This is a genomic window from Streptomyces sp. NPDC012474, assembly GCF_042955185.1.
GTDB lineage: Bacteria > Actinomycetota > Actinomycetes > Streptomycetales > Streptomycetaceae > Streptomyces > Streptomyces cahuitamycinicus.
In genome coordinates, this window is sequence record NZ_JBIBEP010000012.1 from 123,712 (window position 1) to 146,993 (window position 23,282).

At 72.3% G+C, this 23,282-nt stretch carries 24 protein-coding genes; 10 read left to right on the forward strand and 14 right to left on the reverse strand.

Going from position 1 to position 23,282, the window contains the following annotated elements:
• Positions 1–60: 60 nt before the first annotated feature.
• A complete protein-coding gene (locus ACFY9S_RS25160; protein WP_030835374.1) occupies positions 61–240 on the forward strand; it encodes a hypothetical protein in 180 nt (59 codons plus the stop codon).
• A gap of 4 nt (positions 241–244) precedes the next feature.
• Here the strand turns inward: ACFY9S_RS25160 and ACFY9S_RS25165 are convergent, their stop codons facing one another.
• The 4 genes from ACFY9S_RS25165 to ACFY9S_RS25180 are packed head-to-tail and all read right to left on the reverse strand — an operon-like array spanning position 245 to position 4,341.
• Positions 245–1,459: a histidine kinase gene (locus ACFY9S_RS25165; RefSeq protein WP_391132146.1), complete on the reverse strand. Its 1,215-nt coding sequence runs from the start codon at positions 1,457–1,459 to the stop codon at positions 245–247.
• Positions 1,456–3,171 (reverse strand): cation acetate symporter, encoded by a 1,716-nt coding sequence (locus ACFY9S_RS25170; RefSeq protein ID WP_391132148.1) that lies wholly within the window; start codon positions 3,169–3,171, stop codon positions 1,456–1,458. Before ACFY9S_RS25170 ends, ACFY9S_RS25165 begins: the two co-directional genes overlap by 4 nt.
• A 25-nt stretch (positions 3,172–3,196) precedes the next feature.
• Positions 3,197–3,592, reverse strand: a complete 396-nt coding sequence (locus ACFY9S_RS25175) for a hypothetical protein (RefSeq protein WP_391132412.1) — start codon at positions 3,590–3,592, stop codon at positions 3,197–3,199.
• 2 nt (positions 3,593–3,594) lie between these two features.
• A complete protein-coding gene (locus ACFY9S_RS25180) occupies positions 3,595–4,341 on the reverse strand; it encodes a LytTR family transcriptional regulator DNA-binding domain-containing protein (RefSeq protein ID WP_391132150.1) in 747 nt (248 codons plus the stop codon).
• A 120-nt stretch (positions 4,342–4,461) separates the two neighbouring features.
• Here ACFY9S_RS25180 and ACFY9S_RS25185 point away from each other — a divergent pair, with 120 nt between their 5' ends.
• The 5 genes from ACFY9S_RS25185 to ACFY9S_RS25205 all read left to right on the forward strand — a co-directional run bounded on the left by ACFY9S_RS25185 (position 4,462) and on the right by ACFY9S_RS25205 (position 11,123).
• Positions 4,462–4,977: an AsnC family transcriptional regulator gene (locus tag ACFY9S_RS25185; RefSeq protein ID WP_391132152.1), complete on the forward strand. Its 516-nt coding sequence runs from the start codon at positions 4,462–4,464 to the stop codon at positions 4,975–4,977.
• 126 nt (positions 4,978–5,103) lie between these two features.
• On the forward strand, positions 5,104–5,934 hold the full coding sequence (gene ddaH / locus ACFY9S_RS25190) for a dimethylargininase (protein WP_391132154.1): 831 nt from the start codon (positions 5,104–5,106) through the stop codon (positions 5,932–5,934).
• The gene (gene rocD, locus ACFY9S_RS25195) at positions 5,931–7,184 is read left to right on the forward strand and encodes an ornithine--oxo-acid transaminase (protein ID WP_391132156.1); all 1,254 of its coding nucleotides are present in this window, start codon (positions 5,931–5,933) and stop codon (positions 7,182–7,184) included. Before ddaH ends, rocD begins: the two co-directional genes overlap by 4 nt.
• A 177-nt stretch (positions 7,185–7,361) precedes the next feature.
• The gene (locus ACFY9S_RS25200) at positions 7,362–9,821 is read left to right on the forward strand and encodes a SpoIIE family protein phosphatase (protein WP_391132158.1); all 2,460 of its coding nucleotides are present in this window, start codon (positions 7,362–7,364) and stop codon (positions 9,819–9,821) included.
• A gap of 63 nt (positions 9,822–9,884) precedes the next feature.
• A complete protein-coding gene (locus ACFY9S_RS25205) occupies positions 9,885–11,123 on the forward strand; it encodes a SpoIIE family protein phosphatase (RefSeq protein ID WP_391132160.1) in 1,239 nt (412 codons plus the stop codon).
• 1 nt (position 11,124) lies between these two features.
• Here the strand turns inward: ACFY9S_RS25205 and ACFY9S_RS25210 are convergent, their stop codons facing one another.
• Positions 11,125–11,580: an RpiB/LacA/LacB family sugar-phosphate isomerase gene (locus ACFY9S_RS25210; protein ID WP_391132162.1), complete on the reverse strand. Its 456-nt coding sequence runs from the start codon at positions 11,578–11,580 to the stop codon at positions 11,125–11,127.
• A gap of 524 nt (positions 11,581–12,104) precedes the next feature.
• Between ACFY9S_RS25210 and ACFY9S_RS25215 the strand changes: the two genes are divergently transcribed.
• On the forward strand, positions 12,105–12,821 hold the full coding sequence (locus tag ACFY9S_RS25215) for a 1-acyl-sn-glycerol-3-phosphate acyltransferase (protein WP_391132164.1): 717 nt from the start codon (positions 12,105–12,107) through the stop codon (positions 12,819–12,821).
• 59 nt (positions 12,822–12,880) lie between these two features.
• Positions 12,881–13,912, forward strand: coding sequence for an NAD-dependent epimerase/dehydratase family protein (locus tag ACFY9S_RS25220; RefSeq protein ID WP_391132166.1), 1,032 nt, complete (start codon positions 12,881–12,883; stop codon positions 13,910–13,912).
• A gap of 50 nt (positions 13,913–13,962) precedes the next feature.
• Here ACFY9S_RS25220 and ACFY9S_RS25225 read toward each other — a convergent pair whose 3' ends face one another.
• The 8 genes from ACFY9S_RS25225 to ACFY9S_RS25260 form a co-directional block, all read right to left on the reverse strand.
• Positions 13,963–15,564 (reverse strand): alpha/beta fold hydrolase, encoded by a 1,602-nt coding sequence (locus ACFY9S_RS25225; RefSeq protein WP_391132168.1) that lies wholly within the window; start codon positions 15,562–15,564, stop codon positions 13,963–13,965.
• 130 nt (positions 15,565–15,694) lie between these two features.
• Complete coding sequence (locus tag ACFY9S_RS25230) at positions 15,695–16,507, reverse strand: urease accessory protein UreD (RefSeq protein WP_391132170.1); 813 nt, start codon at positions 16,505–16,507, stop codon at positions 15,695–15,697.
• Positions 16,495–17,172, reverse strand: a complete 678-nt coding sequence (gene ureG, locus ACFY9S_RS25235; protein WP_391132172.1) for an urease accessory protein UreG — start codon at positions 17,170–17,172, stop codon at positions 16,495–16,497. The genes ACFY9S_RS25230 and ureG overlap by 13 nt, the downstream gene beginning before the upstream one ends.
• Before the next feature lie 115 nt (positions 17,173–17,287).
• The gene (locus tag ACFY9S_RS25240) at positions 17,288–17,962 is read right to left on the reverse strand and encodes an urease accessory UreF family protein (protein ID WP_391132174.1); all 675 of its coding nucleotides are present in this window, start codon (positions 17,960–17,962) and stop codon (positions 17,288–17,290) included.
• Positions 17,963–17,973: 11 nt separating this feature from the next.
• Positions 17,974–19,695: an urease subunit alpha gene (locus ACFY9S_RS25245; protein WP_102909579.1), complete on the reverse strand. Its 1,722-nt coding sequence runs from the start codon at positions 19,693–19,695 to the stop codon at positions 17,974–17,976.
• Positions 19,688–19,999, reverse strand: coding sequence for an urease subunit beta (locus ACFY9S_RS25250; protein WP_102909580.1), 312 nt, complete (start codon positions 19,997–19,999; stop codon positions 19,688–19,690). Before ACFY9S_RS25250 ends, ACFY9S_RS25245 begins: the two co-directional genes overlap by 8 nt.
• Positions 20,000–20,012: 13 nt before the next feature.
• Positions 20,013–20,315 (reverse strand): urease subunit gamma, encoded by a 303-nt coding sequence (locus ACFY9S_RS25255; protein WP_102909581.1) that lies wholly within the window; start codon positions 20,313–20,315, stop codon positions 20,013–20,015.
• Positions 20,316–20,426: 111 nt separating this feature from the next.
• A complete protein-coding gene (locus ACFY9S_RS25260; RefSeq protein ID WP_391132176.1) occupies positions 20,427–21,074 on the reverse strand; it encodes a TetR family transcriptional regulator in 648 nt (215 codons plus the stop codon).
• A 125-nt stretch (positions 21,075–21,199) separates the two neighbouring features.
• On the opposite strand from ACFY9S_RS25260, the gene ACFY9S_RS25265 reads away from it, so the two are divergent.
• Positions 21,200–22,192: an ABC transporter permease gene (locus ACFY9S_RS25265; RefSeq protein ID WP_391132178.1), complete on the forward strand. Its 993-nt coding sequence runs from the start codon at positions 21,200–21,202 to the stop codon at positions 22,190–22,192.
• An 80-nt stretch (positions 22,193–22,272) separates the two neighbouring features.
• Here ACFY9S_RS25265 and ACFY9S_RS25270 read toward each other — a convergent pair whose 3' ends face one another.
• The gene (locus tag ACFY9S_RS25270; RefSeq protein WP_391132180.1) at positions 22,273–22,557 is read right to left on the reverse strand and encodes a type II toxin-antitoxin system prevent-host-death family antitoxin; all 285 of its coding nucleotides are present in this window, start codon (positions 22,555–22,557) and stop codon (positions 22,273–22,275) included.
• A gap of 89 nt (positions 22,558–22,646) precedes the next feature.
• Between ACFY9S_RS25270 and ACFY9S_RS25275 the strand changes: the two genes are divergently transcribed.
• Positions 22,647–23,282, forward strand: a complete 636-nt coding sequence (locus ACFY9S_RS25275) for an ATP-dependent Clp protease proteolytic subunit (protein WP_391132181.1) — start codon at positions 22,647–22,649, stop codon at positions 23,280–23,282.

Consider the following 23,282-nt stretch of genomic DNA (forward strand, 5'->3'; position numbering starts at 1 on the left):
GTGCGCGCCGGGCGTCCGCCGGGCACCATGGAGGGACCGAACCATGAGGAGGGTGTTGCGATGCCCGGTTCCACGAACGGTTCCAACTCTACGAAGACCATGGGAGCGCTCACACTGGGCGGACTGGTCGTGGTGACGGCCTACACGGTGGCGCTCGGGAGCAACGGCTGGCTGTGGTTCGGCTGGGTCGTCCTGGGCCTGATCACCCTGGGACTGGTGGTCACCACGCGCAGCACCTGAGAGCTCACTCCCTGGTCAGCCGCCCCGCCGAGTGCACACCGGGCTGGTATTTCGGGAGCCGGACGGTGATCTTCATGCCGGCTCCCGCGGCGGTCTCGATGACCAGGCCGTAGTCGTCGCCGTAGACCTGGCGGAGCCGGTCGTCGACGTTGGAGAGGCCGATGCCGCCCGAGGGGCTGACCTCACGGGCGAGGATGCGGCGCAGCAGGCCGGGGTCCATGCCGGCACCGTCGTCCTCGATGACGACGAGGGCCTCGGCGCTCGCGTCCTGGGCGGTGATCTGGATGTGGCACTGGCCCGCGGACACGGCCTTGCCCTCCAGGCCGTGCTTGACGGCGTTCTCGACGAGCGGCTGCAGGCACAGGAAGGGCAGGGTCACCGGCAGCACCTCCGGGGCTATCTGGAGGGTGACGGAGAGGCGGTCGCCGAAGCGCGCCCGCACCAGGGCCAGGTAGTGGTCGATGGCGTGGAGTTCCTCGGCGAGGGTGGTGAAGTCGCCGTGCCGCCGGAACGAGTAGCGGGTGAAGTCGGCGAACTCCAGGAGCAGCTCGCGGGCGCGCTCGGGGTCGGTGCGGACGAACGAGGCGATCACCGCGAGCGAGTTGAAGATGAAGTGCGGGGAGATCTGGGCCCGCAGCGCCTTGATCTCGGCCTCGATGAGGCGCGTGCGGGACTGGTCGAGATCGGCCAGTTCCAGCTGGACCGACACCCAGCGGGCGACCTCGCCGGCGGCCCGGACCAGCACCGCCGACTCGCGCGGCGCGCAGGCCACGAGGGCGCCGTGCACCCGGTCGTCGACGGTGAGCGGGGCGACGACCGCCCAGCGCACCGAGCAGTCGAGGCTGTCGCAGGTGAGCCGGAAGGCTTCGCCGCGGCCCGTCTCCAGGGGGCCCGTAAGACGTTCCATGATCTCGGTGCGGTGGTGTGCGCCGTCGCCGTCCCAGGCCAGGACCTGCCCCTGGTCGGTGAGGCAGAGGGCCTCCGTGCCGAGCAGGGAGCGCAGTTTGCGGGCGGACTTGCGGGCGGTCTCCTCCGTCAGGCCGGCCCGTAGCGGGGGCGCGGCGAGGGAGGCGGTGTGCAGGGTCTCGAAGGTGGCGTGCTCGACGGGGGTGCCGAGGCCGGCGAGGCTCTTGGCGTGTGCGGTGCGCCGCCCGAGCCAGACGCCGAGGGCCAGGACCGGGAGCACGGCGACGCACAGGCCCGCCAGGAACCCGCTCATGCCGTCACCTCCGTGCGCAGTTCCTCCGGCAGGTGGAAGCGGGCCAGGACCGCCGCCGTGCCCGGCGGGACCCGTCCGGGAGTGGCGAGGGACACCAGGATCATGGTGAGGAAGCCCAGCGGCACCGACCACAGGGCGGGCCAGGCGAGCAGGGCGTGCAGGGCGGCGCCCTCGCCCGGGTAGCCCGCCATGGTCGCGGCGACCGCGAGCAGGGCGGAGCCGCCCCCGACGAGCATCCCGGCGGCGGCGCCGGGCGGGGTCAGCCGCCGCCACCAGATGCCGAGGACGAGCAGCGGGCAGAACGAGGACGCCGACACGGCGAAGGCGAGCCCGACGGCGTCGGCGACCGGCAGCCCGCCGACCAGGACGCTCGCCGCGAGGGGCACGGCCATGGCGAGGACCGTGCCGAGGCGGAAGTGCCGTACGCCGCGGGACGGGAGGACGTCCTGGGTGAGGACGCCCGCGACCGCCATGGTCAGGCCCGAGGCCGTGGACAGGAAGGCGGCGAAGGCGCCCCCGGCGACCAGCGCGCCCAGCAGGTCTCCGCCCACTCCCCCGATCATGCGGTCGGGCAGCAGGAGGACGGCGGCGTCCGGGTCGCCGGTGAGGGTGAGTTCGGGGGCGTAGAGGCGGCCGAGGGCACCGTAGAGGGGTGGCAGGAGGTAGAAGGCGCCGATCAGGCCGAGGACCGCGACGGTGGTGCGTCGGGCGGCGACGCCGTGCGGGCTGGTGTAGAAGCGGACCACGACGTGCGGCAGGCCCATGGTGCCGAGGAACGTGGCGAGGATCAGCCCGTACGTGGCGTACAGCGGGCGTTCCTCGCGGCCCTCGGCCTGGGACGGGGACAGGTCGCCACCACCGCTGCGCTCGGCCCGGGGGACGGGGGCGCCCGCGGCGAAGGTGAGGCGGGTGCCGCTGTCGATGCGGTGGGTACCGGCGGGGAGTTCCAGGCGGGTGCCGGTGTGCGTCCGGCCGTCGACGGTGCCGGTCACCGTGACGGTCAGGGGCCGGTCGAGGGTGAGGTCGATGCTGTCGTCGACACGGACGACGCGCTGCTCGCGGAAGGTGGCCGGTTCGTCGAAGGCGTGCCGGGGCGCGCCGTCGCTCTGCCAGGTGAGGACCAGGAAGAGTGCGGGGACGAGCAGGGCGGTGAGCTTCAGCCAGTACTGGAAGGCCTGCACGAAGGTGATGCTGCGCATGCCGCCGGCGGCGACGATGGCGATGACGACGACGGCGACGATCACCCCGCCGAGCCAGTCGGGCGCACCGGTCAGCACGGTGAGGGTCAGCCCGGCGCCCTGGAGCTGGGGCAGCAGGTACAGCCAGCCGACACCGACGACGAAGGCGCCGGCGAGCCGCCGCACGGCCTGGGAGGCGAGGCGGGCCTCGGCGAAGTCGGGGAGCGTGTAGGCGCCGGAGCGGCGCAGCGGGGCGGCGACGAAGAGCAGCAGGACCAGGTAGCCGGCGGTGTAGCCGACCGGGTACCAGAGCATGTCGGGGCCCTGGACCAGGACGAGGCCCGCTATGCCGAGGAAGGAGGCGGCGGAGAGGTACTCGCCGCTGATGGCGGCCGCGTTGAGGCGGGGTCCGACGGTGCGGGAGGCGACGTAGAAGTCGGAGGTGGTGCGGGAGATGCGCAGGCCGAAGGCGCCCACCAGGACCGTGGCGACGACGACGAGGGCGACGGCGGGGATGGCGTAGCTGGAGTTCATCGGGCGCCGGTCCGTCGGTGGTCGTTCATCGGTCCTCGACGAGGCGTACGAAGTCGCGCTCGTTGCGCTCGGCGCGGCGGACGTACCAGCGGGCGAGCAGGACCAGGGGGGCGTAGAGGCCGAAGCCGAGGACGGCCCACTCCAGGCGGCGGGCGTCGGGCATCGCCGCGAAGAGCAGCGGGAGTGGGCCGACGAGCAGGCCGAGCACGGCGAACACGGTGAGGGCGGCGCGCAGTTGGGTGCGCATCAGGGAGCGGACGTAGGCGTGGCCGAGGGTGGTCTGCTCGTCGATCTCGGTGCGCGGGCGGTAGTAGCCGGAGGCCTGGGGATGCCTCCCGCGCGAGCGAAGCCGAGCGTGGGGGACGGTGCGGCGGGGCGGGGCGGTGACGACGACGCGGCGTTCGGTGTGGTCCTGGGGCACCGTCACGGCCTCCTCATGAGCAGGTCGCGCAGTTCGCGCGTGTGGCGCCGGCTGACCTGCAGTTCCTCGGAGCCGATGAGGACGCTGACGGTGCCCGCGTCCAGGCGGAGTTCGCCGATGTGGCGCAGGGCGACGAGGTGGCGGCGGTGGATGCGGACGAAGCCGCGGGTGCGCCAGCGCTCCTCCAGGGTGGACAGCGGGATGCGCACCAGGTGGCTGCCCTTGTCGGTGTGCAGGCGGGCGTAGTCGCCCTGGGCCTCGACGTGGGTGATGTCCTCGACGGCGACGAAGCGGGTCACGCCACCGAGTTCGACGGGTATGTGGTCCGGGTCGGGTTCGCTCACGGGTATGCGCGCCGCACCGCGCAGCTCGGCGGCCCGGCGGACTGCCTCGGCGAGGCGCTCCTTGCGGACCGGTTTGAGGACGTAGTCGACGGCCTTGAGGTCGAAGGCCTGCACGGCGAAGTCCTCGTGGGCGGTGACGAACACGACGAGCGGCGGCCGGGCGAAGCCGGTGAGGAGCCGGGCGAGGTCGAGGCCGTCGAGGCCGGGCATCTGGATGTCGAGGAAGACGACGTCGATGGCCTCGGGCCCGCCGGGGCCGGACTCCAGGGCGCGGTTGATGCGGCGCAGGGCCTCGGTGGCGTCGCCGGCACCCTCCGCGCTGCCGATGCGGGGGTCGGCGTGCAGGAGGTAGAGCAGCTCCTCCAGGGAGGGGCGTTCGTCGTCGACAGCCAGGGCGCGCAGCATGAACCCGGAGTGTAGGGGTGATCCGTACGTCTGGACACGTGCCGGGGGGACGTACGCGCTGGACACGGTGCCCGCGCGGGGCCGGGAGCGGGCCGGGGTGCCGGTGGATACAGTGCCCGCATGAGCAGCAGGTCCACGCCGTTCGACGAACTCGACCGGAAGATCATCACCGCGTTGATGGCGAACGCCCGGACGTCGTTCGCGGAGATCGGCGCGGCGATCGGGCTGTCGGCCACGGCGGTCAAGCGGCGGGTCGACCGGCTGCGCGAGACGGGTGTGATCACCGGGTTCTCGGCGACGGTGAAGCCGTCGGCGCTGGGCTGGCGCACGGAGGCCTACGTCGAGGTGTACTGCGAGGGCGCCGCCCCGCCGCGGCGGCTGGCCGAGGTCGTGCGCGACTACCCGGAGATCGCCGCTGCGATGACGGTGACCGGCGGCGCGGACGCGTTGCTGCATGTCCGGGCGCGGGACGTGGACCACTTCGAGGAGGTGCTGGAGCGGATCCGGCAGGAGCCGTTCATCCGGAAGACGATCAGTGTGATGGTGCTGTCCCATCTGCTGCCGGAGAGCCCGGAGGCGGGGGCGAGCCATCCGGCCCCGGAGGGGGTCCCGGGCGGCGCAGCAGACGTGCGCTGAGCGGCCGGAAGACGCAGCGTTCCTGCGTGAACGCGCAATCTTTGATTCTTGTCGCGCACCTCCGCCAGTTCCTACCGTTGTGTCAACCACCAGTCACACACCGTGAGGAAGCGGAGGGACCCCTCTGTGCCCGACTCCCGTGTGCCGCGCCGGCGGCGCTACCTCGTCTGCGAACCCAGACACTTCGCCGTGCAGTACGCGATCAACCCGTGGATGCATCCCGGTGAACCCGTCGATGTTCTTCGCGCTCTGGACCAGTGGCAGGCGCTGGTCGACGCCTATCGTGCCCACGGCCATACCGTGGACAGTGTGAAACCCGTTCCCGGCCTGCCCGACATGGTTTTCGCCGCGAACGCGGCGGTCGTCGTCGACGGCCGCGTCTTCGGCTCGCTCTTCCACGCGCCCGAGCGCCGTCCCGAGTCCGTGCCGTACGAGGCGTGGTTCAAGGCGGAGGGGTACGAGGTGTACCACCCCGAGTCGGTGTGCGAGGGCGAGGGCGACCTGGTGCCGGCCGACCGCTGGATCCTGGCCGGGACGGGCTTCCGTACGACGCGGGAGGCCCACAGCGAGGTGCAGGAGCACTTCGGGACGCCGGTGATCAGCCTGACGCTGGTGGATCCGTACTTCTACCACCTGGACACGGCGCTGTTCGTCCTCGACGAGGGGCACGACGGGAACATCGTCTACTACCCCGAGGCGTTCTCGCCGGGCAGCCGTGAGGTGCTGGCCCGGCTGTACCCGGACGCGGTGCTCGCCACCCGCGAGGACGCGATGGCGTTCGGGCTCAACTCCGTCTCCGACGGGCGCCATGTGTTCATCTCGCCGGGGGCGACGGGCCTTGCCGAGCAGTTGGCCTGCCGTGGCTACGTCCCCGTCCCCGTCGACCTGTCCGAGTTCCAGAAGGCCGGTGGCGGCATCAAGTGCTGCACCCAGGAGATCCGGGAGATCCGCTCATGACCGCACCCGTCCGCACCGAGGACTCGCAGGGGGCCCGTGACGCGCGGGAGACCCGTGGCTCGCAGGAGCTGATCCGCGCGGAGGAGCCGGTCCTCGCGCACAACTACCACCCGCTGCCGGTGGTCGTCGCGCGGGCCGAGGGCACCTGGGTGGAGGACGTCGAGGGGCGGCGCTACCTGGACATGCTCGCCGGCTACTCGGCCCTCAACTTCGGCCACCGGCACCCGGCGCTGGTCGAGGCGGCGCACCGTCAGCTGGACCGGCTGACGCTCACCTCGCGTGCCTTCCACAACGACCGGCTCGCCGAGTTCGCGGAGCGGCTGGCCGCGCTGACCGGCATGGACATGGTGCTGCCCATGAACACCGGCGCGGAGGCGGTGGAGAGTGGGGTGAAGGTGGCCCGCAAGTGGGCCTACGACGTCAAGGGCGTCCCCGCCGACCGGGCGACGATCGTGGTCGCGGCGGACAACTTCCACGGCCGTACGACGACGATCGTCAGCTTCTCCACGGACGAGACGGCCCGAGCGGGCTTCGGGCCCTTCACCCCGGGCTTCCGGGTGGTGCCGTACAACGACCTGGCCGCGATGGAGGCGGCCATCGACGAGACGACGGCCGCGGTGCTGATCGAGCCGATCCAGGGCGAGGCGGGGGTGATCATCCCCGACGACGGCTATCTGGCCGGTGTGCGGGAGCTGACCCGCCGCAAGGGGTGTCTGTTCATCGCGGACGAGATCCAGTCCGGGCTCGGCCGCACGGGCCGCACGCTGGCGGTCGAGCACGAGCCGGTGGTGCCGGACGTACTGCTGCTGGGCAAGGCGCTGGGCGGCGGCATCGTGCCGGTGTCGGCGGTGGTCGGGCGCCGGGAGGTGCTCGGGGTGCTGCACCCGGGTGAGCACGGCTCCACCTTCGGCGGCAATCCGCTGGCGGCTGCCGTCGGTACGGCGGTGGTGGAGCTGCTGGAGACGGGCGAGTTCCAGGGCCGGGCGGCCGAGCTCGGCGTGATCCTGCGTGACGGTCTGACGGGGCTGGTCGGCAAGGGCGTCGTCGGCTTCCGCTCGCGCGGCCTGTGGGCGGGCGTCGACATCGACCCCGCGCTCGGCACCGGGCGCGAGATCAGCGAACGCCTGATGCGCGAGGGAGTCCTGGCGAAGGACACCCACGGCTCCACGATCCGCCTGGCCCCACCGCTCACCATCACGGGCGAGGAGCTGACGGGGGCCCTCGCGGCACTGGAGAAGGCGCTGGGCTGAGGAGCCCGGCGCTCACCCCGGTGGGGAACGACGTCCACGACATCGCATCCGTGTGGGTCTGGCCGCCCTTGTCGTCGCCCTCCCCGACCGGCCCTGCACAAGCCGCCCGCCGGCGCCGGAAGGGTGAAGATTGGGGCTAGAGGTGGTAGACCACTCTCAGCGACAGAGAGGTCGGCCGTGGGCGCAGACGAGGTGTACGGCGTTGCCCGGCAGCGGTTCGATGTAGCCGACGCGGCGCCCCTGTTGCTCGATCCACAGGGCGTGGTGACGGGCTGGACCGGCGGTGCCCGGCGGCTGCTGGCGTACCCGGCTTCGGAGGCCGTCGGCAGGAAGCTGGCCGATCTGCTGGTCGCCGAGGACGCGCAGCGCGTGCCGGACCTGGTCGAGCGGTGCCGCAGGGACGGCGGCTGGACGGGACTGCTGACGGCCCGCCGCAGGGACGGGCAGCCGGTGAAGGTGGCGGCCCGGATCGCCTCGGCCGAGGAGGCGCACGGCGGGTCGCGCTGGCTGATGCTGCTGTCGGAGCTGTCCGATGCCCCCGGCTGGGACATGAGCCGCACGGTCCTGGAGCAGATGACGGCGGATGCCCCGGTCGGTATCGCGATCGTGGACACGGACCTGCGCTTCGTGTGGTCGAACGCCGCCCTGGAGCAGTTCGGCGGCGGTCCGGCCGCGCGGCGGCTCGGTCTGCGCTTCGCGGACGTCCAGCCCGGCATGGACGCCCAGGCGGTCGAGGCGCAGATGCGGCACGTGCTGGAGACCGGCGAGCCGGTGATCGGCTACGAGCACGTGGGCCATGTGCGCTCGGCACCGTTGCGGGAGACCGCGCACATGCTGTCGTTCACGCGGCTCGAGGACGATCAGGGCCATCCGATCGGCGTGTACTACACCGTCGTGGACATGACCGAGCGGCACCGGGCGCGGCAGCGGCTGGCGCTGCTCGACCGGGCCGGCGAGAGCATCGGCCGCAGCCTGGACCTGACGCGCACGGCGCAGGAGCTGGCGGACGTGGCCGTGCCCGGGCTGGCCGACTTCGTCACCGTGGATCTGCTGGAGTCGGTGCTGCGGGGCGCCGAGCCGGCTCCCGGGCCTCTCGCGGACGCGGAGGAGCCGGTGGAGCTCCGCCGTGCCGGCTACCGGTCCGCGCAGGACGACCTCGTCGAAGCCGTCATCGAGATCGGCGAGACGGTGGCCTTCCGGGCCGGTACGCCGCCCTTCCGCTGTCTGGCCACGGGACGGTCCTGGCGGGAGGAGCGCCTCGACCCGCTGACCCGGGACTGGACCACGGACACCCCGAGCGGCCGCCGGGCCACCTTCCTGGAACTGGGCCTGCACAGTGTGATGACCGTGCCGATCCGCTCGCGCGGCACCACTCTGGGCATCACGACCTTCTACCGGCGCCGTCACCGGGAGTCCTTCGACGAGGAGGATCTGCGGCTGGCCGAGGACATCGTCGCCCGCGCGGGCGTCTGCGTGGACAACGCCCGCCGCTACACCCGCGAGCGGGACGCCGCGCTCGTCCTGCAGCGCAGCCTGCTCCCGCACCGGCTGCCCGAGCAGGACGCCGTCGAGGTGGCCGCGTGCTACCGGCCGGCCGACGAGCTGACCGGTCTCGGCGGCGACTGGTACGACCTCATCCCGCTGTCCGGGGCGCGGGTCGCGCTGGTCGTGGGCGAGGTGCCCGGGCACGGCATCGACGCCGCGGCGGCCATGGGGCAGCTGCGGACCGCCGTACGGACCCTGGCGGCGCTGGATCTGCCGCCCGCGGAGGTGCTGGCGCACCTCGACGACCTGGTGGCGCGGTCGGCGCGGGAGGAGGGTGCGGAGCCCGGCGCGGCGGGGTCGGCGGGGGCTCGGGTCGTGGGTTCCGGGTGCCTGTACGTCGTTTACGATCCGGTCGACGGCGGATGCGCGATGGCCGCGGCGGGGCATCCCGCTCCCGCTGTGGTACGGCCCGACGGCTCGGTCGTGTTCGCCGATCTGCCGCAGGGCCCGCCGCTCGGCGTGGGCGGGCCGCCCTTCGAAGCGGTCGAGCTGCCGCTCGCGGAGGGCAGCACGCTCGCGCTGCACACCGACGGCCTGCTGGCCCGGGGCGAGACCTGGGCCGTCGACGCGGGCCGGGAGCGGCTGCGCCGCGCGCTGGAGCGGTCGGGCCCGCTCGAGTCGTACTGCAGGGCCGTGGTCGACGCCCTGGTCCCGGCCCGCCCCTACGACGACGTGGCCCTGCTGATGGCCCGGACGAAACGTCTCGGCAGCGAGCAGGTCGCGGCCTGGGAGCTGCGCTCGGACCCGGCCGTGGTCGCCGACGCCCGTCGCACGGCCACCCGGCAGCTGGCGCGCTGGGGCCTGGACGATCTGGCGTTCACCACGGAGCTGGTGGTGAGCGAGCTGGTCACCAACGCCATGCGGTACGCCACCGGGTCCATCCGGCTCCGGCTGATCCGGGAGCGGGCGCTGGTGTGCGAGGTTCTCGACGGCGGCGCCACCGCGCCCCATCTGCGCCATCCCCGGACGACGGACGAGGGCGGGCGCGGTCTGCTACTGGTCTCCCAGCTCACGCAGCGGTGGGGCACGCGGTTCGTTCCCGACGGGAAAATCATCTGGGCCGAGCAGTCCCTGACGGACCTCCAGGAGTGAAGCCGGGTGAGGTTCGCCCAGACCGTGCGAAACTGGTGTGATCCCGGCGGTGAGGCGGCAGCCATGGCTGAGACGGCGATCGACTACGGTGCGGTTTTCAAGGCCCTGCCCGGCATGGTGGCGCTCTTGACACCCGAGCTCGTGTACGCGGACGTCAACGAGGAGTTCGCCCGCGTCTCCGGCCGCTCGCGGGAGCAGCTGATCGGCAAGTACCTGTTCGACGTCTTCCCGGACAACCCGAACGACCCGGCCGCGACGGGCATGCGCAACCTGGAAGCCTCGCTGTACCGCGTCCTGGCCACCGGTGAGCGCGACACCATGGCCCTGCAGCGTTACGACGTCCAGGACCCGGAGCGGCCCGGCCAGTGGCAGAAGCGCTACTGGAGCCCGGTGAACGCGCCGCTGCTCGGCTCGGACGGCAAGGTCGTGCTGATCCTGCACCGCGTGGAGGAGGTCACGGAGCTGATCCGGGCCCGGGGCGGCCCTCCGGGGAACCGGGGCAGCCGGGGCAGGGTGCTGGAGGCCGAGTTGTACACCCGCGCCCGTGAGCTGCAGGAGCTCAACGAACGGCTGCGCCAGGCGCACTCCCGGGAGCGGGAGGTGGCACTGGCGTTGCAGAAGGCGATGCTTCCCGCCCCCCGCCAGGTCCGCAACCACCCGGCCGCCGTCCGGTACCGCCCCGCCGTGGGCGCGCTCAACGTGTGCGGGGACTGGTACGACCTGGTCGATCTGGTGGGCGGCGACCGCATCGGTGTGGCCGTGGGCGACGTGGTCGGGCACGGGCTGGAGGCCGCCGGAGTGATGGGCCAGTTGCGCAGTGCGCTCAGCGCGGCCTCCCGGGTCGCCGACGGGCCGGCCCAGGCCCTGGACGTGCTGGGGCGCTACGCCCATGTGATCGACGGAGCGGAGTCGGCGACCGCCGTGACGACCTTCGTCGACTGCGACCGCCACGTCATCACGTACAGCAGCGCCGGCCATCCCCCGCCCGTGCTCGTCCACCGGGACGGCCGTACGGAGTTCCTCGACCAGGCCACGGACACGCCGCTCGACGCCCGCCCGGACCCGATCCGAAGACCTCAGGCCGAGACCACGTTCACGGCTGGCGCCACGCTCGTGCTCTACACCGACGGTCTGATCGAACGGCGACACGAGGACATCGACAAGGGCCTTGAACGGCTCGCCGACGCCCTGCGCGACCACCGCGACCAGGACCCCGAGACCCTCGCCGACACCGTTCTGCTGGAGTTGCTGCCGCCGGGTGGCGCCACCGACGACACGGCGCTGATCATCGTGCGGCTGTGACCTACATACGGGTCTTGCCGTGGTCGAGCAGCCGGACGCGGTCGACGTTCTGCCGGTCCTCGGCGTCCGCGCTGGGCTCACCCGCGAACCACGCGTCGAGGATCTCCGTCAGCAGCGGCTGCGACGTCAGCCGCAGGCTGAGTGCGAGCACGTTGGCGTCGTTCCAGCGGCGGGCCCCGTCGGCCGTGTATGCGTCCGTGCACAGGGCGGCCCGTACGCCGGGCACCTTGTTCGCGGCGATCGAAGCGCCCGTGCCGGTCCAGCAGCACACCACCGCCTGGTCCGCCGTACCGTCGGCGACCTCACGGGCCGCGGCCTCGGAGCACACCGCCCACTGCGGGTCGTCCCCCGGGCGCAGCGCGCCGTGCGGGCGCACCTCGTGCCCCCGCTCGCGCAGGGCGGCGACGAGGGAGCGGGCGACGGGTTCGTCCATGTCCGAGGAAACAGAGATCCGCATGCCTGGCAGGTTACTCGGCGGAGCGGCGAAGGCCACCGGCCAGCAGCCGAGGACCGCAGGCAAAAGCCACCGACCCACAACCGACGGCCGCAGGCAAAAGCCACCGACCCACAACCGACGGCCGCAGGCAAAAGCCACCGACCCACAACCGAGGACCGCAGGCAAAAGCCACCGACCCACAACCGAGGACCGCAGGCAAAAGCCACCGACCCACAACCGAGGACCGCAGGCAAGAGCTACCGGCCCGCCACACACACCCCGCTATCGCGCCAGGCCACCCGTTCGGCTTGCCCGTCGCCCGGGCGGCGCAGCACGCTGGTCCCGCGGTTCTCCCCAGCCGCATGAGCACCACCGGGAGCACCTGCCTGACTGACCATCAGTCAATTGGCGAAGGATCTGTGCGGTCCGCCCGCGCAAGGTGCCCGGTGGCCATGCCTGCACCTACACTGGCACCCCACGACATGCCGGTTGACCTGCTGGAATGCGGCGGTTGAGTCCACCGCGAGAGTCGAGGAGCGCCCGCTTTGTTCTACTACCTGCTGAAATACGTGCTGCTGGGTCCGCTGCTGCGACTGGTCTTCCGGCCGCGGATAGAGGGCCTGGAGCACGTGCCCGCGGAGGGCGCCGCGATCATCGCAGGCAACCATCTGTCGTTCTCGGACCACTTTCTGATGCCCGCCATCCTCAAACGGCGCATCACCTTCCTCGCAAAAGCCGAATACTTCACGGGCCCCGGGATCAAGGGTCGCCTGACGGCGTTCTTCTTCCGCAGCGCGGGGCAGATCCCGGTCGACCGCTCCGGCAAGGACGCGGGCCAGGCCGCCATCCGCGAGGGCCTAGGCGTGCTGAGCAAGGACGAGCTGCTCGGCATCTACCCCGAGGGGACCCGCTCGCACGACGGCCGGCTCTACAAGGGCAAGGTCGGGGTGGCGGTGATGGCGCTCAAGGCCGGCGTCCCGGTGATCCCCTGCGCGATGATCGGCACCTTCGAGGCCCAGCCGCCCGGAAAGGTCATCCCCAACCTCCACCCCGTCGTGATCCGCTTCGGCAAGCCCCTCGACTTCTCCCGCTACGACGGCATGGAGAACGAGAAGGCCGTCCTGCGCGCCATCACCGACGAGATCATGTACGCGATCCTCTCGCTGTCCGAGCAGGAGTACGTCGACCGGTACGCGGCCGTCGTGAAGGCGGAGGAGTCGGCCACCAAGGAGCGGAAGTTCCGGCGTATGCCCCTGCGTTGAGCTCTGCTGTCGGCAGAAGGCGGTTACCTGGCCGGCCTGCGGCGATCTACCGTCACGGCATGAGACGTGCTGTGGTGATCGGGGCCGGCGGGCAGATCGGGAGGCCGGCCGTGCGGGCGCTGGCGCGGGACGGCTGGGAGGTGACCGCCGCGTCGCGCGGCGGCGCCCGGCACGCGAGCCGGCCCGGTGAGGTGCGGACGCTGCGGCTGGACCGCGAGGACGACGTGGCGCTCGGGGCGCTGATCGGCGACGGCTGCGACCTCGTGGTCGACCTGGTCGCCTACGGAGCGCGGCACGCCCGGCAGTTGACGGGCCTGGCCGACCGGATCGGGGCGGCCGTCGTGGTGTCGACCGTGTCGGTGTACGAGGACGGCGAGGGCCGCGGCTTCGACACCATGCGCGAGCCGGACGGCCTCCCGCGCTACCCCGTGCCGATCACGGAGGACCAGGTGACGGTCCCGCCGGGGGACGCCACGTACAGCACCGGCAAGGCGGCACTGGAGCGTGAACTCCTCTCGGCGGCCGACCGGTTGCCCACGACCGTGCTGCGCCCGGGCGCGGTCCACGGGCCGTACAGCCCGCTCCCCCGGGAGCTGTACTTCGTCAAACGGAACCTTGACGGCCGCCGCAGGCGGGCGCTCGCCTTCCGGGGTGAGAGCCTCTTCCACACCTCAGCCGCGCGCAACATCGCCGAACTGATCCGGCTGGCGGCGGCCCGGCCGGGCTCGCGGGTGCTCAACGCCTGCGATCCGCTGCCGCCGACCGCGTCGGAGATCGGGGCCGCCGTGGACGCGGTCATGGGGGTGGAGACGCAGACCGTCCTGCTGGACGGTCCGCCGCAGGCGTCCGTGGGCAGCTCGCCCTGGTCGGTGGAGCTGCCGGTGGTGTGCGACATGTCCGCCGCGGAACGGGAGCTGGGCTACCGGCCGGTCGTGTCCTACCCGGACAGCCTGCCGGAGACGGTCGAGTGGCTCACCGGCAGGCTGTCCGAGCAGGACTGGCGGGAGGCGTTCCCCACCCTCGCCCGTGCCTACCCGGACCTCTTCGACTACGCGGCGGAGGACGCCTGGTTCGCGGCCCGGCGGGCATGAGGAAGGGGCGGCCGGTGTCCCGGCCGCCCCTCACCACCGTCGGGCGACGGCTACGGCTTCGGCGTGGCGTGCGGCGCGCACGTCACGTCGGCGGAGTCCAGCTTGCCGGTGAGCAGGTAGCTGTCCACCCGGGGGTTGATGCACGGGTTGACCAGGCCGGTGACTCCGTGGGAGCCCGCTCCCTTCTCCGTGATCAGGCGGGAGCCCTTGAGCCGCTTGTGCAGCTCCACCGCGCCCGCGTACGGGGTGGCCGCGTCCCGCTCGGACTGGACGATGAGCACGCCGGGCAGGCCCTTGCCGGTCTTGACGTTCACCGGCGTCTGCTGCTTGGCCGGCCAGGTGGCGCACGGCAGGTTCATCCAGGCGTTGGCCCAGGTCATGAACGGGTGGTCCTTGTGGAGCCGCGTGTTGTCGCGGTCCCACCTCTGCCAGCTGGTGGGCCACTTGGCGTCGGCGCACTCCACGGCCGTGTACACGGCGTTGCCGTTCTCCGAGGCCGCGTTGCCCGCCGTGTCGGACAGGTCGGGAGCGGCGGCGTCGACGAGCGCCTGGGTGTCGCCGGCGACGTACTTGCTGAAGACCGAGGCGGTCGGCGCCCAGGCGGAGTCGTAGTACGGGGCGCTCTGGAAGAAGGAGATGAGCTCGGCCGGGCCGACGACCCCACCGAGCGGGCTCTTCTTCGCGGTGGCGCGCAGCTTCAGCCACTGCTGCTGGACCTCGGCGCGGGTGTCGCCGAGGTGGTAGGTCGCGTCGTTCTTCGCGACCCAGTCCTGCCAGTCCTTCCAGCGGGTCTCGAAGGCGACGTCCTGATCCAGGTTGGCCTGGTACCAGATCTTGTCCCGGGACGGGTTGACGACGCTGTCGACGACCATGCGGCGCACGTGGCGCGGGAAGAGGGTGCCGTAGACGGCGCCTAGGTACGTGCCGTAGGAGACACCGAGGAAGTTGAGCTTCTTCTCACCGAGGGCGGCGCGGATGACGTCGAGGTCGCGCGCGGTGTTCGGCGTGGTCATGTGCGGCAGCATCGCGCCGCTGCGCTCCTGGCAGCCTTCGGCGTACTCGCGGGCCAGCTTGCGCTGGGCGCGCTTGTCGGCCTCGGAGTCGGGCACCGGGTCGGCCTTGGGCGCCTTGACGAACTCCTGCGGGTCCACGCAGGAGATGGGCGCGGACTTGCCGACGCCGCGCGGGTCGAAGCCCACGAAGTCATAGGCCTTGGCCGCGTTGGCCCAGACGGCGTTCTTGCTGGTGACCCGGGCCGGGAAGCGCAGTCCGGAGCCGCCGGGGCCGCCGGGGTTGTAGATGAGCGCGCCCTGCCGCTCGGCCTTCGTGCCCGTGTTGCCGATGCGGTCGACGGCGAGCTTGATCTGCTTGCCGTACGGCTTGGCGTAGTCGAGCGGTACGGTGACGTATCCGCACTGGATCGGCTTGGCCAGGTTCCAGTCGGCGGGGCAGTCCTGCCAGTCGATCCCGGCCTTCGCGGCCCGGGCTGCGGCGATCGCGGTGCCCCGGGCCTGTCGGTCCTGGCCGTGGCCGCTGCCCGTCTTCGCGTTCGCCGTGGGCGCCGCGACGGCACCGGCTATCAGCGTGGCCGTGACGAGCGCGCCGGCCGAACCGAGTGCCGCCACCCGCCTCTTCGGTCTCGAACCCCTCAAGGGGGACCTCCCCGTACCTCGTTGTGATCAGTACGGGGGATCCTTCCGGTTGTGAGGTCCCTGACAACAGAGCCGGACACCCTTCTTTGCCAATCCGATAAACGGAGAGCTTGTGCTGCTCTACGGACGTCTAGGTCCGCGGGAGCGAGGCGAGGGCCTCGTCGAGCAGCCGCCGCAGCCTGAGGGCGTCCGGCGCCACCGCCGTCACCAGCGCGGCGGGCCCGGCGAGCGGCACCACCGAGGCACCCTCCCCCAATAGCCCCGCGGCCACCGGCGTGGCGGCGAACTCCGGTCGTACGACGAGGAGTTGCCCGACCGCACGATGCCCCGCCAGCACGGCGGGCCCGTCCCAGCCGCCCGGCGCGCCGGGCCCGCAGGCCAGTTCCTGGTCCAGCACGGCCTGCCCGGCCACCCGCACGGTCAGACGGCTCGTGAGCCGCCCGGGTTCCTCACCGACGCGTCCGAGCACCTGCTCCTCGCGCAGCACGAGCCGGGCTGTGCCGGCGAGTTCGACCCGAGTGGAGACACGCAGGTCGCTGCCCTGGGCGGAGATCAACTGTTCGGGAAGCCAGTGCAGTTCGCCACCGTCGGCGATGTCGAGCCGGACGTCGTAACGGGCTTCGCCCTTCGCCTGCCCGGGCAGCGCGATGGTGGCGGCGGCCGAGCCGACGGACAGCCGCGCTTCCTCCTCGACCCGGCCCTCCACGGTGAAGTGGTCACCGCCGAGCGGTCCGCTCATCGCACCGACCAGCATGACCCGCGCCCCGGTTCCGGCCGACCGGGTGCGCCGCAACGCCAGGGGCCCGTCGCTCTCCAGCACGGGCAGCGAGGTCCCGCCGCGCCCGTCGGCACGGGCGACGATCCGCGCGACGGACCGCACACCGGCACCGGCGCTGGCACCGGCACCGGCACCGGCACCGGCAGGCACGCTCACGCGGTCCACGCGGAAAGCTGCGCACGCACCCACGCGGCGACGTCCGCCACCCCGGTACCGCCCCGCAACGACTGGAAGACGACGGGCAGTTCGGCACGCTGCGCCTTGGCGTCGGCGGCCATCCGGGCGAGGTCGGAGCCGACGTACGGGGCGAGGTCGGTCTTGTTGACGACGAGCAGGTCGGCGGTGGTCACGCCGGGGCCTCCCTTGCGCGGGATGTCGTCACCCCCGGCCACGTCGATCACGAAGATCTGCGCGTCGACGAGCCCCTTGGAGAAGGTCGCGGTGAGGTTGTCGCCGCCGGACTCCACCAGCACCAGGTCCAGCGGCCCGACCGCGTCCTCCAGATCCTCCACCGCTTCCAGGTTCGCGGAGATGTCGTCCCGGATCGCGGTGTGCGGGCAGGCGCCCGTCTCCACGGCGGTGATCCGCTCGGGCGGCAGTACGGCCTCGCGGAGCAGGAACTCCGCGTCCTCCCGGGTGTAGATGTCGTTGGTGACGACGGCGAGCGACAGTTCGTCCCGCAGCGCCCGGCACAGCGCGGCGACGGTGGCGGTCTTCCCGGAGCCCACGGGGCCACCGAGCCCGATGCGAAAGGCTCTGCGGATGCCGTCGGGGCGGTGGGCGTCGGCGCTGAGGGCGGTGGGGGTGTCGCGGTGGTGTTCGAGGTGCATGTGTGGCTCCTGAGAATCGTGGTCGGGTGCGGGTGCGTGATGGCCGGTCGCGCTCACGCGGCGGAGCCGCATGTCGAACGCAGCCCCACGCCCCTGGTGGGTTACCTGAGCGCCCCTATGACGCGAACAGGCGTACGGGCCATGCCGCATGCACCTCCGCCCCGATCTCCAGCAGGGGTGCGGAGCCCGCCGGCAGGGCGTCGAGCCCCTCGTCGACCGCCCTCCGGGCCGCCTCCACCGCCCGGTCCACGACCCGGTCCGCCTCCGGCGCCAGCCGGGCCAGCGCACCCGTCGCGTCGAACGGATCGAGACTCAGCAAGCGCACCGTCGCCGAGGCGGGCCCGCTCACGCTCTCGTACGCCGCGCAGTAGGCCGCGTCCACCGGCCCCAGCCCCGCCGCCCGGGCCGCCAGCCCCAGCACCACCGGCTGGTGCGCCCCTTTGGGGAACTCCCGGCCGAGAGCGTCCAGTTCGGCGGAGGGCCAGGTCGCCCGCGCGGCTCGCAGCAGCTGCCGTCCCAGTTTCCGGGCGGCGACCCGCAGTGCGGGTGACGGTGTTCGCGCGTCCGCCGCGCGGTCCAGCGCGACGGGATCGATCCCGAGCGCCGCGGCAGCGGACAGTCCCGCCGCCACCAGCCCCGCCGTGTGCAACCGCCCCCGGCAGAACTCCTCCAGGCTCGCCGCCCCACTGATCCGTCCGGCCCTGACCGCCGCCTCGGCGCCACCGGAGTGGGCATGCCCTCCGGCGGGAAACCGTCCGTCGGCCAGGACGAGAAGCGCTGCACGCGACATTCAGACCACCCTCAGAACAGGAAGTACCGCTGAGCCATGGGCAGTTCCGCCGCGGGCGCCGCCTCGACCAGCTCCCCGTCGATGTGCACGGCGAAGCTGTCGGGGTCGACCCGCACCTCGGGCCGTGCGTCGTTCTCCCGCATGTCGGCCTTGGTCACACCGCGCGTCGACTCGATCGCCACGAACCGCTTCCCGAGGCCCAGCCGCTCCGGAAGCCCGTCCTCGACGGCGAGGGGAGCGATGAAGTTGAGGGAGTTGGCGGCGGGTGCCCGCCCGATCGCCCCGTACATCGGGCGCGGCAGCACCGGCTGCGGCGTGGGGATGGAGGCGTTCGCGTCGCCCATCTGCGCGTACGCGATCTGCCCGCCCTTGATGACGAGCTGCGGCTTGACGCCGAAGAACGCCGGCTCCCACAGCACCAGGTCGGCCAGCTTGCCGCTCTCGACCGACCCGATCTCCCGGGCCAGGCCCTGGGCGAGCGCCGGGTTGATCGTGTACTTGGCGACATAGCGACGCACCCGGCGGTTGTCGGCCCGCCCGTCGCCGGGCAGCGCGCCCCGGCGCCGCTTCATCACGTGCGCGGTCTGCCAGGTCCGCATGACGACCTCTCCGACGCGGCCCATGGCCTGGGAGTCGGAGGAGATGATCGAGATCGCGCCCAGGTCGTGCAGCACGTCCTCCGCCCCGATCGTGGACGGCCGGATCCGCGACTCGGCGAAGGCCAGGTCCTCCGGCACCGCCGGATTGAGGTGGTGGCACACCATCAGCATGTCGAGGTGTTCCTCGGCGGTGTTGACGGTGAACGGCCGGGTCGGGTTCGTGGAGCTCGGCAGCACGTAGGACTCGGAGACCACGGTCATGATGTCCGGCGCGTGCCCGCCGCCCGCACCCTCGGTGTGGTACGCGTGGATGCCCCGGCCGGCGATCGCGGCCAGGGTGTCGCCGACGAACCCGGCCTCGTTGAGTGTGTCGGTGTGGATCGCGACCTGGATGCCGGTCTGCTCGGCGACGGTCAGCGAGGCGTCGATGACGGCCGGGGTCGATCCCCAGTCCTCGTGCAGTTTCAGGCCGAGGGCACCGCCTCGGATCTGCGACAGCATCGCCTCGTGGGAGACGGTGTTGCCCTTGCCGAGCAGCCCGATGTTGAGGGGGTGGGCCTCCATCGCCTCCAGCATCCGCGCGAGATGCCAGGGGCCGGGCGTCACGGTGGTGGCCTTGGAGCCCTCGGCGGGGCCCGTGCCGCCGCCGACGAGGGTCGTGATGCCGGAGGACAGCGCCTCGTCGGCGATCTGCGGGCAGATGAAGTGGACGTGGGCGTCGATCGCACCGGCCGTGAGGATCCGCCCGTTGCCGGCGATGATCTCGGTCTCGGGGCCGATGACCAGGTCCGGGTGGACGCCGTCCATGGTGTCGGGGTTGCCGGCCTTGCCGATGCCGGTGATCCGGCCGTCGCGGATGCCGACGTCGGCCTTGACGATCCCCCAGTGGTCGATGATCACCGCGCCGGTGACGACGGTGTCGGGGGTGCCTTCCGCGCGCGTGGCACGGGCCTGGCCCATGGATTCGCGGATGACCTTGCCGCCGCCGAACACGGCCTCGTCGCCGGCGCGTCCCGGACCGCCGGAGCGGTCCTCCTCGATCTCGACCAGCAGGTCGGTGTCGGCGAGGCGGATCCGGTCGCCGGTGGTCGGGCCGAACAGGTCGGCGTAGGCGGCACGCGAGATCTCAGGCATCGAGGGCACCTCCGGTCTCCCCGCGCAGACCGGGCACCACGCGGGCGCCCGCCAGCGGAACGAGTTCGACCTCGACGGGGATCCCGGGCTCGAAGCGCACGGCCGTGCCGGCGGCGACGTTCAGCCGCCTGCCGCGCGCGGCGGCGCGGTCGAACTCCAGGCCGGGGTTGGCCTCGGCGAAGTGGTAGTGGGAGCCGACCTGCACGGGCCGGTCGGCGGCGTTGAGGACGGTCAGCCGGACGGCCTCGCGGCCCTCGTTGTAGGCAATCGGCCCGTCGGCGAACAGGATCTCTCCGGGAATCACGACGACCTCCCCGTCAGACGATCGGCTCATGGACGGTGACGAGCTTGGTGCCGTCCGGGAAGGTGGCCTCGACCTGGACGTCGTGGATCATCTCCGGGATGCCGTCCATGACGTCGTCCCTGGTCAGGAGCTTGCGTCCGGAGGACATGAGTTCCGCGACGGTCCGGCCGTCGCGTGCTCCTTCGAGGATGTGCGAGGTGATGAGCGCGATCGCCTCGGGGTGGTTGAGCTTCAGTCCCCGGGCCCGGCGCTTCTCGGCCACGTCGGCCGCCACATGGATCAGCAGTCGTTCTTGCTCGTGCGGGGTCAGTTGCACGTCCCACCTCACAGTCCTCGCTCGGGCCGTGCGGGGCCCGGCTGCCGCGGCCACGGGGCAACGTGCCAGGTGGCGTGGTCGGCAGGCTAAATGGACCGCGTTTCGGGCACGTTAAACGACTTGTGATCCACCGGGGGCTGTCTCCCCGTCCCGCATGCTGGTCAGCGCCCGCAGACCGTCCCGGAGGACCTCGACCGGCGCGGGTCCGAAGAGGGACTGCTGTGCGATGAACCCGAGCACGGCGGCGATCATCGTGCGGGCCACATGGTCCGGCGCCACGTCCGCTCGCATCATCCCGGCCTTCTGGTAGCCCTCGACGATCCTCCCCCAGGCCGCGCGGACCGAGCCGTAGCCGTCCCGCAGGACGAGCGCCAGCTCTTCGTTGCGCAGCGTCTCCGTCCAGACCTGGACGACGAGCCGTGGGAAGGCGGGTCGGCCGTCGACGACCAGGGACTCACGAGCGGCCAGCGTCCTGCCGAGGACGGAGGCGACGAGTTCGTCCGGCGGCGGGGGCGGGCTCTGCCGCGCGGCCTCCTCGAAGGCCTCACGGACCGAACCGAGCACCTCGGCGACGATGGCGCCGATCAGCTCCTCCTTGCCGCTGAAGTAGCGGTACACGGCACCCGCCGAGAGATCGGCCTCCTTCAGCACGTCCTGCATGGACGTGGCGTGGAAGCCGTTGCGGGCGAAGCAGAGCGCGGCACCGTCGAGGATCTGGCGGCGGCGGGCGTCGAGGTGTTCCTGGGACACGCGAGCCATGGTCCACAAAGTAAAACGAATATTCATTCTTGACAAGGTGGCGCAAGCGGAGCACGGTGAGAGCAGAGCAAAAACGAACGATCCTTCTTTTTGGCGTTCCGGTTCGCTCACTCCAGGAGACCCTCATGCCTTCCCGCAACCGCCATGTGATCGCGGTCGTCGTCCTCGCGCCCGTCCTGGCCGCCCTCGCCCTGTGGGCCTTCGCCTGGCCGGCCTCCCGTATCGCGCCCCGCGACCTGCCGCTGGGCGTGGCCGGACCGCCCGCCGCGGCGGCCCAGGCCGAGAGCCGGCTGGAGCGGCACGAGGGCGCCTTCGAGATCCACCGCTACGCCGACGAGGCCGCCGCCCGGGACGCCATCGAGAACCGGAGCGTGTACGGCGCGGTCGTGGTCACGCGGCAGGGACCCGAGCTGCTCACCGCGTCCGCGGCGGGACCGGCCGTCGCGCAGTTCCTCCAGCAGGCAGTGGGGCAGCAGGTCGCCGCCGGGGGCGCACAGATCAAGACGGTCGATGTCGCGCCCACCCCGCCCAGCGATCCGCGCGGCGCCGTGCTGAGCGCCGCCGTGCTGCCGCTCGCCCTGGCCGGCATCGCGGCGGGCGCCGTGGTCACCCTGCTCGGACTGCGCGGCGTCCGGGCCGCTCTCGCACTGCTCGGCGCGTCCATCCTGGTGGGCATGGCCGCAGCCGGGATCGCGCACAGCTGGCTCGGAGCGCTCGGCGGCGACTGGTGGGCGGAAGCGGGGGTGCTCGCGCTGTCCACGCTGGCCGTCGGCGGCGCCGTCGCCGGACTCGCCGCCCTGATCGGCCCCGCCGGCACGGGCATCGCGGCCGCCGTGGTGATGCTGATCGGCAACCCCTTCTCCGGCGCCACCTCGGCCCCGCAGATGCTGCCGGAGCCGGCCGGCGCGATCGGCCAGTGGCTGCCGCCCGGCGCGGGTACGACCCTGCTGCGCTCGGTGTCCTCCTTCGACGGCGCGGCGGCGGCCGGCCCCGCCCTGACCCTGGCCTGGTGGGCGGCGCTGGGCCTGGGCGCCGTACTGCTCGGCGGCTCGCTCAAGGCCCGGAAGGCGGGCGCCGGGCCCGCGGCCGACCGCCGGGAGCTCTCGGCCGTCGGCTGACCGGCGGCCCTTCGAAGCGGCCGTGCGTCCCCGCTGCAGCGGACGGGGACGCGCGGTCTTCGTCCGTCCGGGGCTGGGACCTAGTGGCCGGCCCGCCGGTGTTCCGCCGCGATGCCGAACCGCTGGGGTTCGCCAGGAGCGGACGCGACCTCGCGGACCGTGGAGACGGCGCTGATCACCTGCTCCTCCGTGGACTCCGCGAGCTCCTGGTTCTCTTCGAGCCGCCGCAGGTCATCGGCCGAGACGAGGGCGACGAGGGGCTTGCCGTGCCGGGTGACGACGACGCGTTCGCCGCCGTACACCACGCGGTTGATCAGGTCGGCGAGCTCAGCCCTGGCTTGCGTCACCGGAATCTCGTAGGCCATGTCCCCATCATAACGTGACGTACGTCCTGTACATTTTTTACAGAGGCGGCCGTCGCCGGAGACGGCCGCGCCGCGAGGAGGGGCTCACCATGACCCGACCGTCCGCCCGCTACGTACTGCCCGAGTTCACCGAACGCACGGTGTCCGGGCAACGGACGATGGATCCGTACTCGAAGCTTCTGGAGGAGCGGATCGTCTTCCTCGGGACGCCCGTGGACGAGACCTCGGCGAACGACGTCATGGCCCAGTTCATGCACCTGGAGCACCAGGCCCCGGAGCGGGACATCTCGCTCTACATCAACTCCCCCGGCGGCACCTTCCACGCGATGACGGCGATCTACGACACGATGCAGTACGTCTCCTGCGACGTGGAGACGATCTGCCTGGGTCAGGCCGGTGCCGCTTCCTCGGTGCTGCTGGCGGCGGGCACGCCCGGCAAGCGATTCGCGCTGCCCGACGCCCGTCTGGTGATCCATCAGCCCGCGCTGCCCGAGCCGGTCCGGGGGCAGGCGAGCGATCTGGCGATCCAGGCCGACGAGTTGACGCGCATCCGGGCCCGGACCGAGGAGCTGCTCGCGCAGCACACGGGCCGCACCCGGGAGCAGGTGAGCTCGGACATCGAGCGGGACAAGATCCTGACCGCCCGGGAGGCGGTGGACTACGGCCTGGTGGACGGGATCGTCCCCGGCCGCAAGGCCACCCTCGCCCCGCCGACCGGCCGGTGA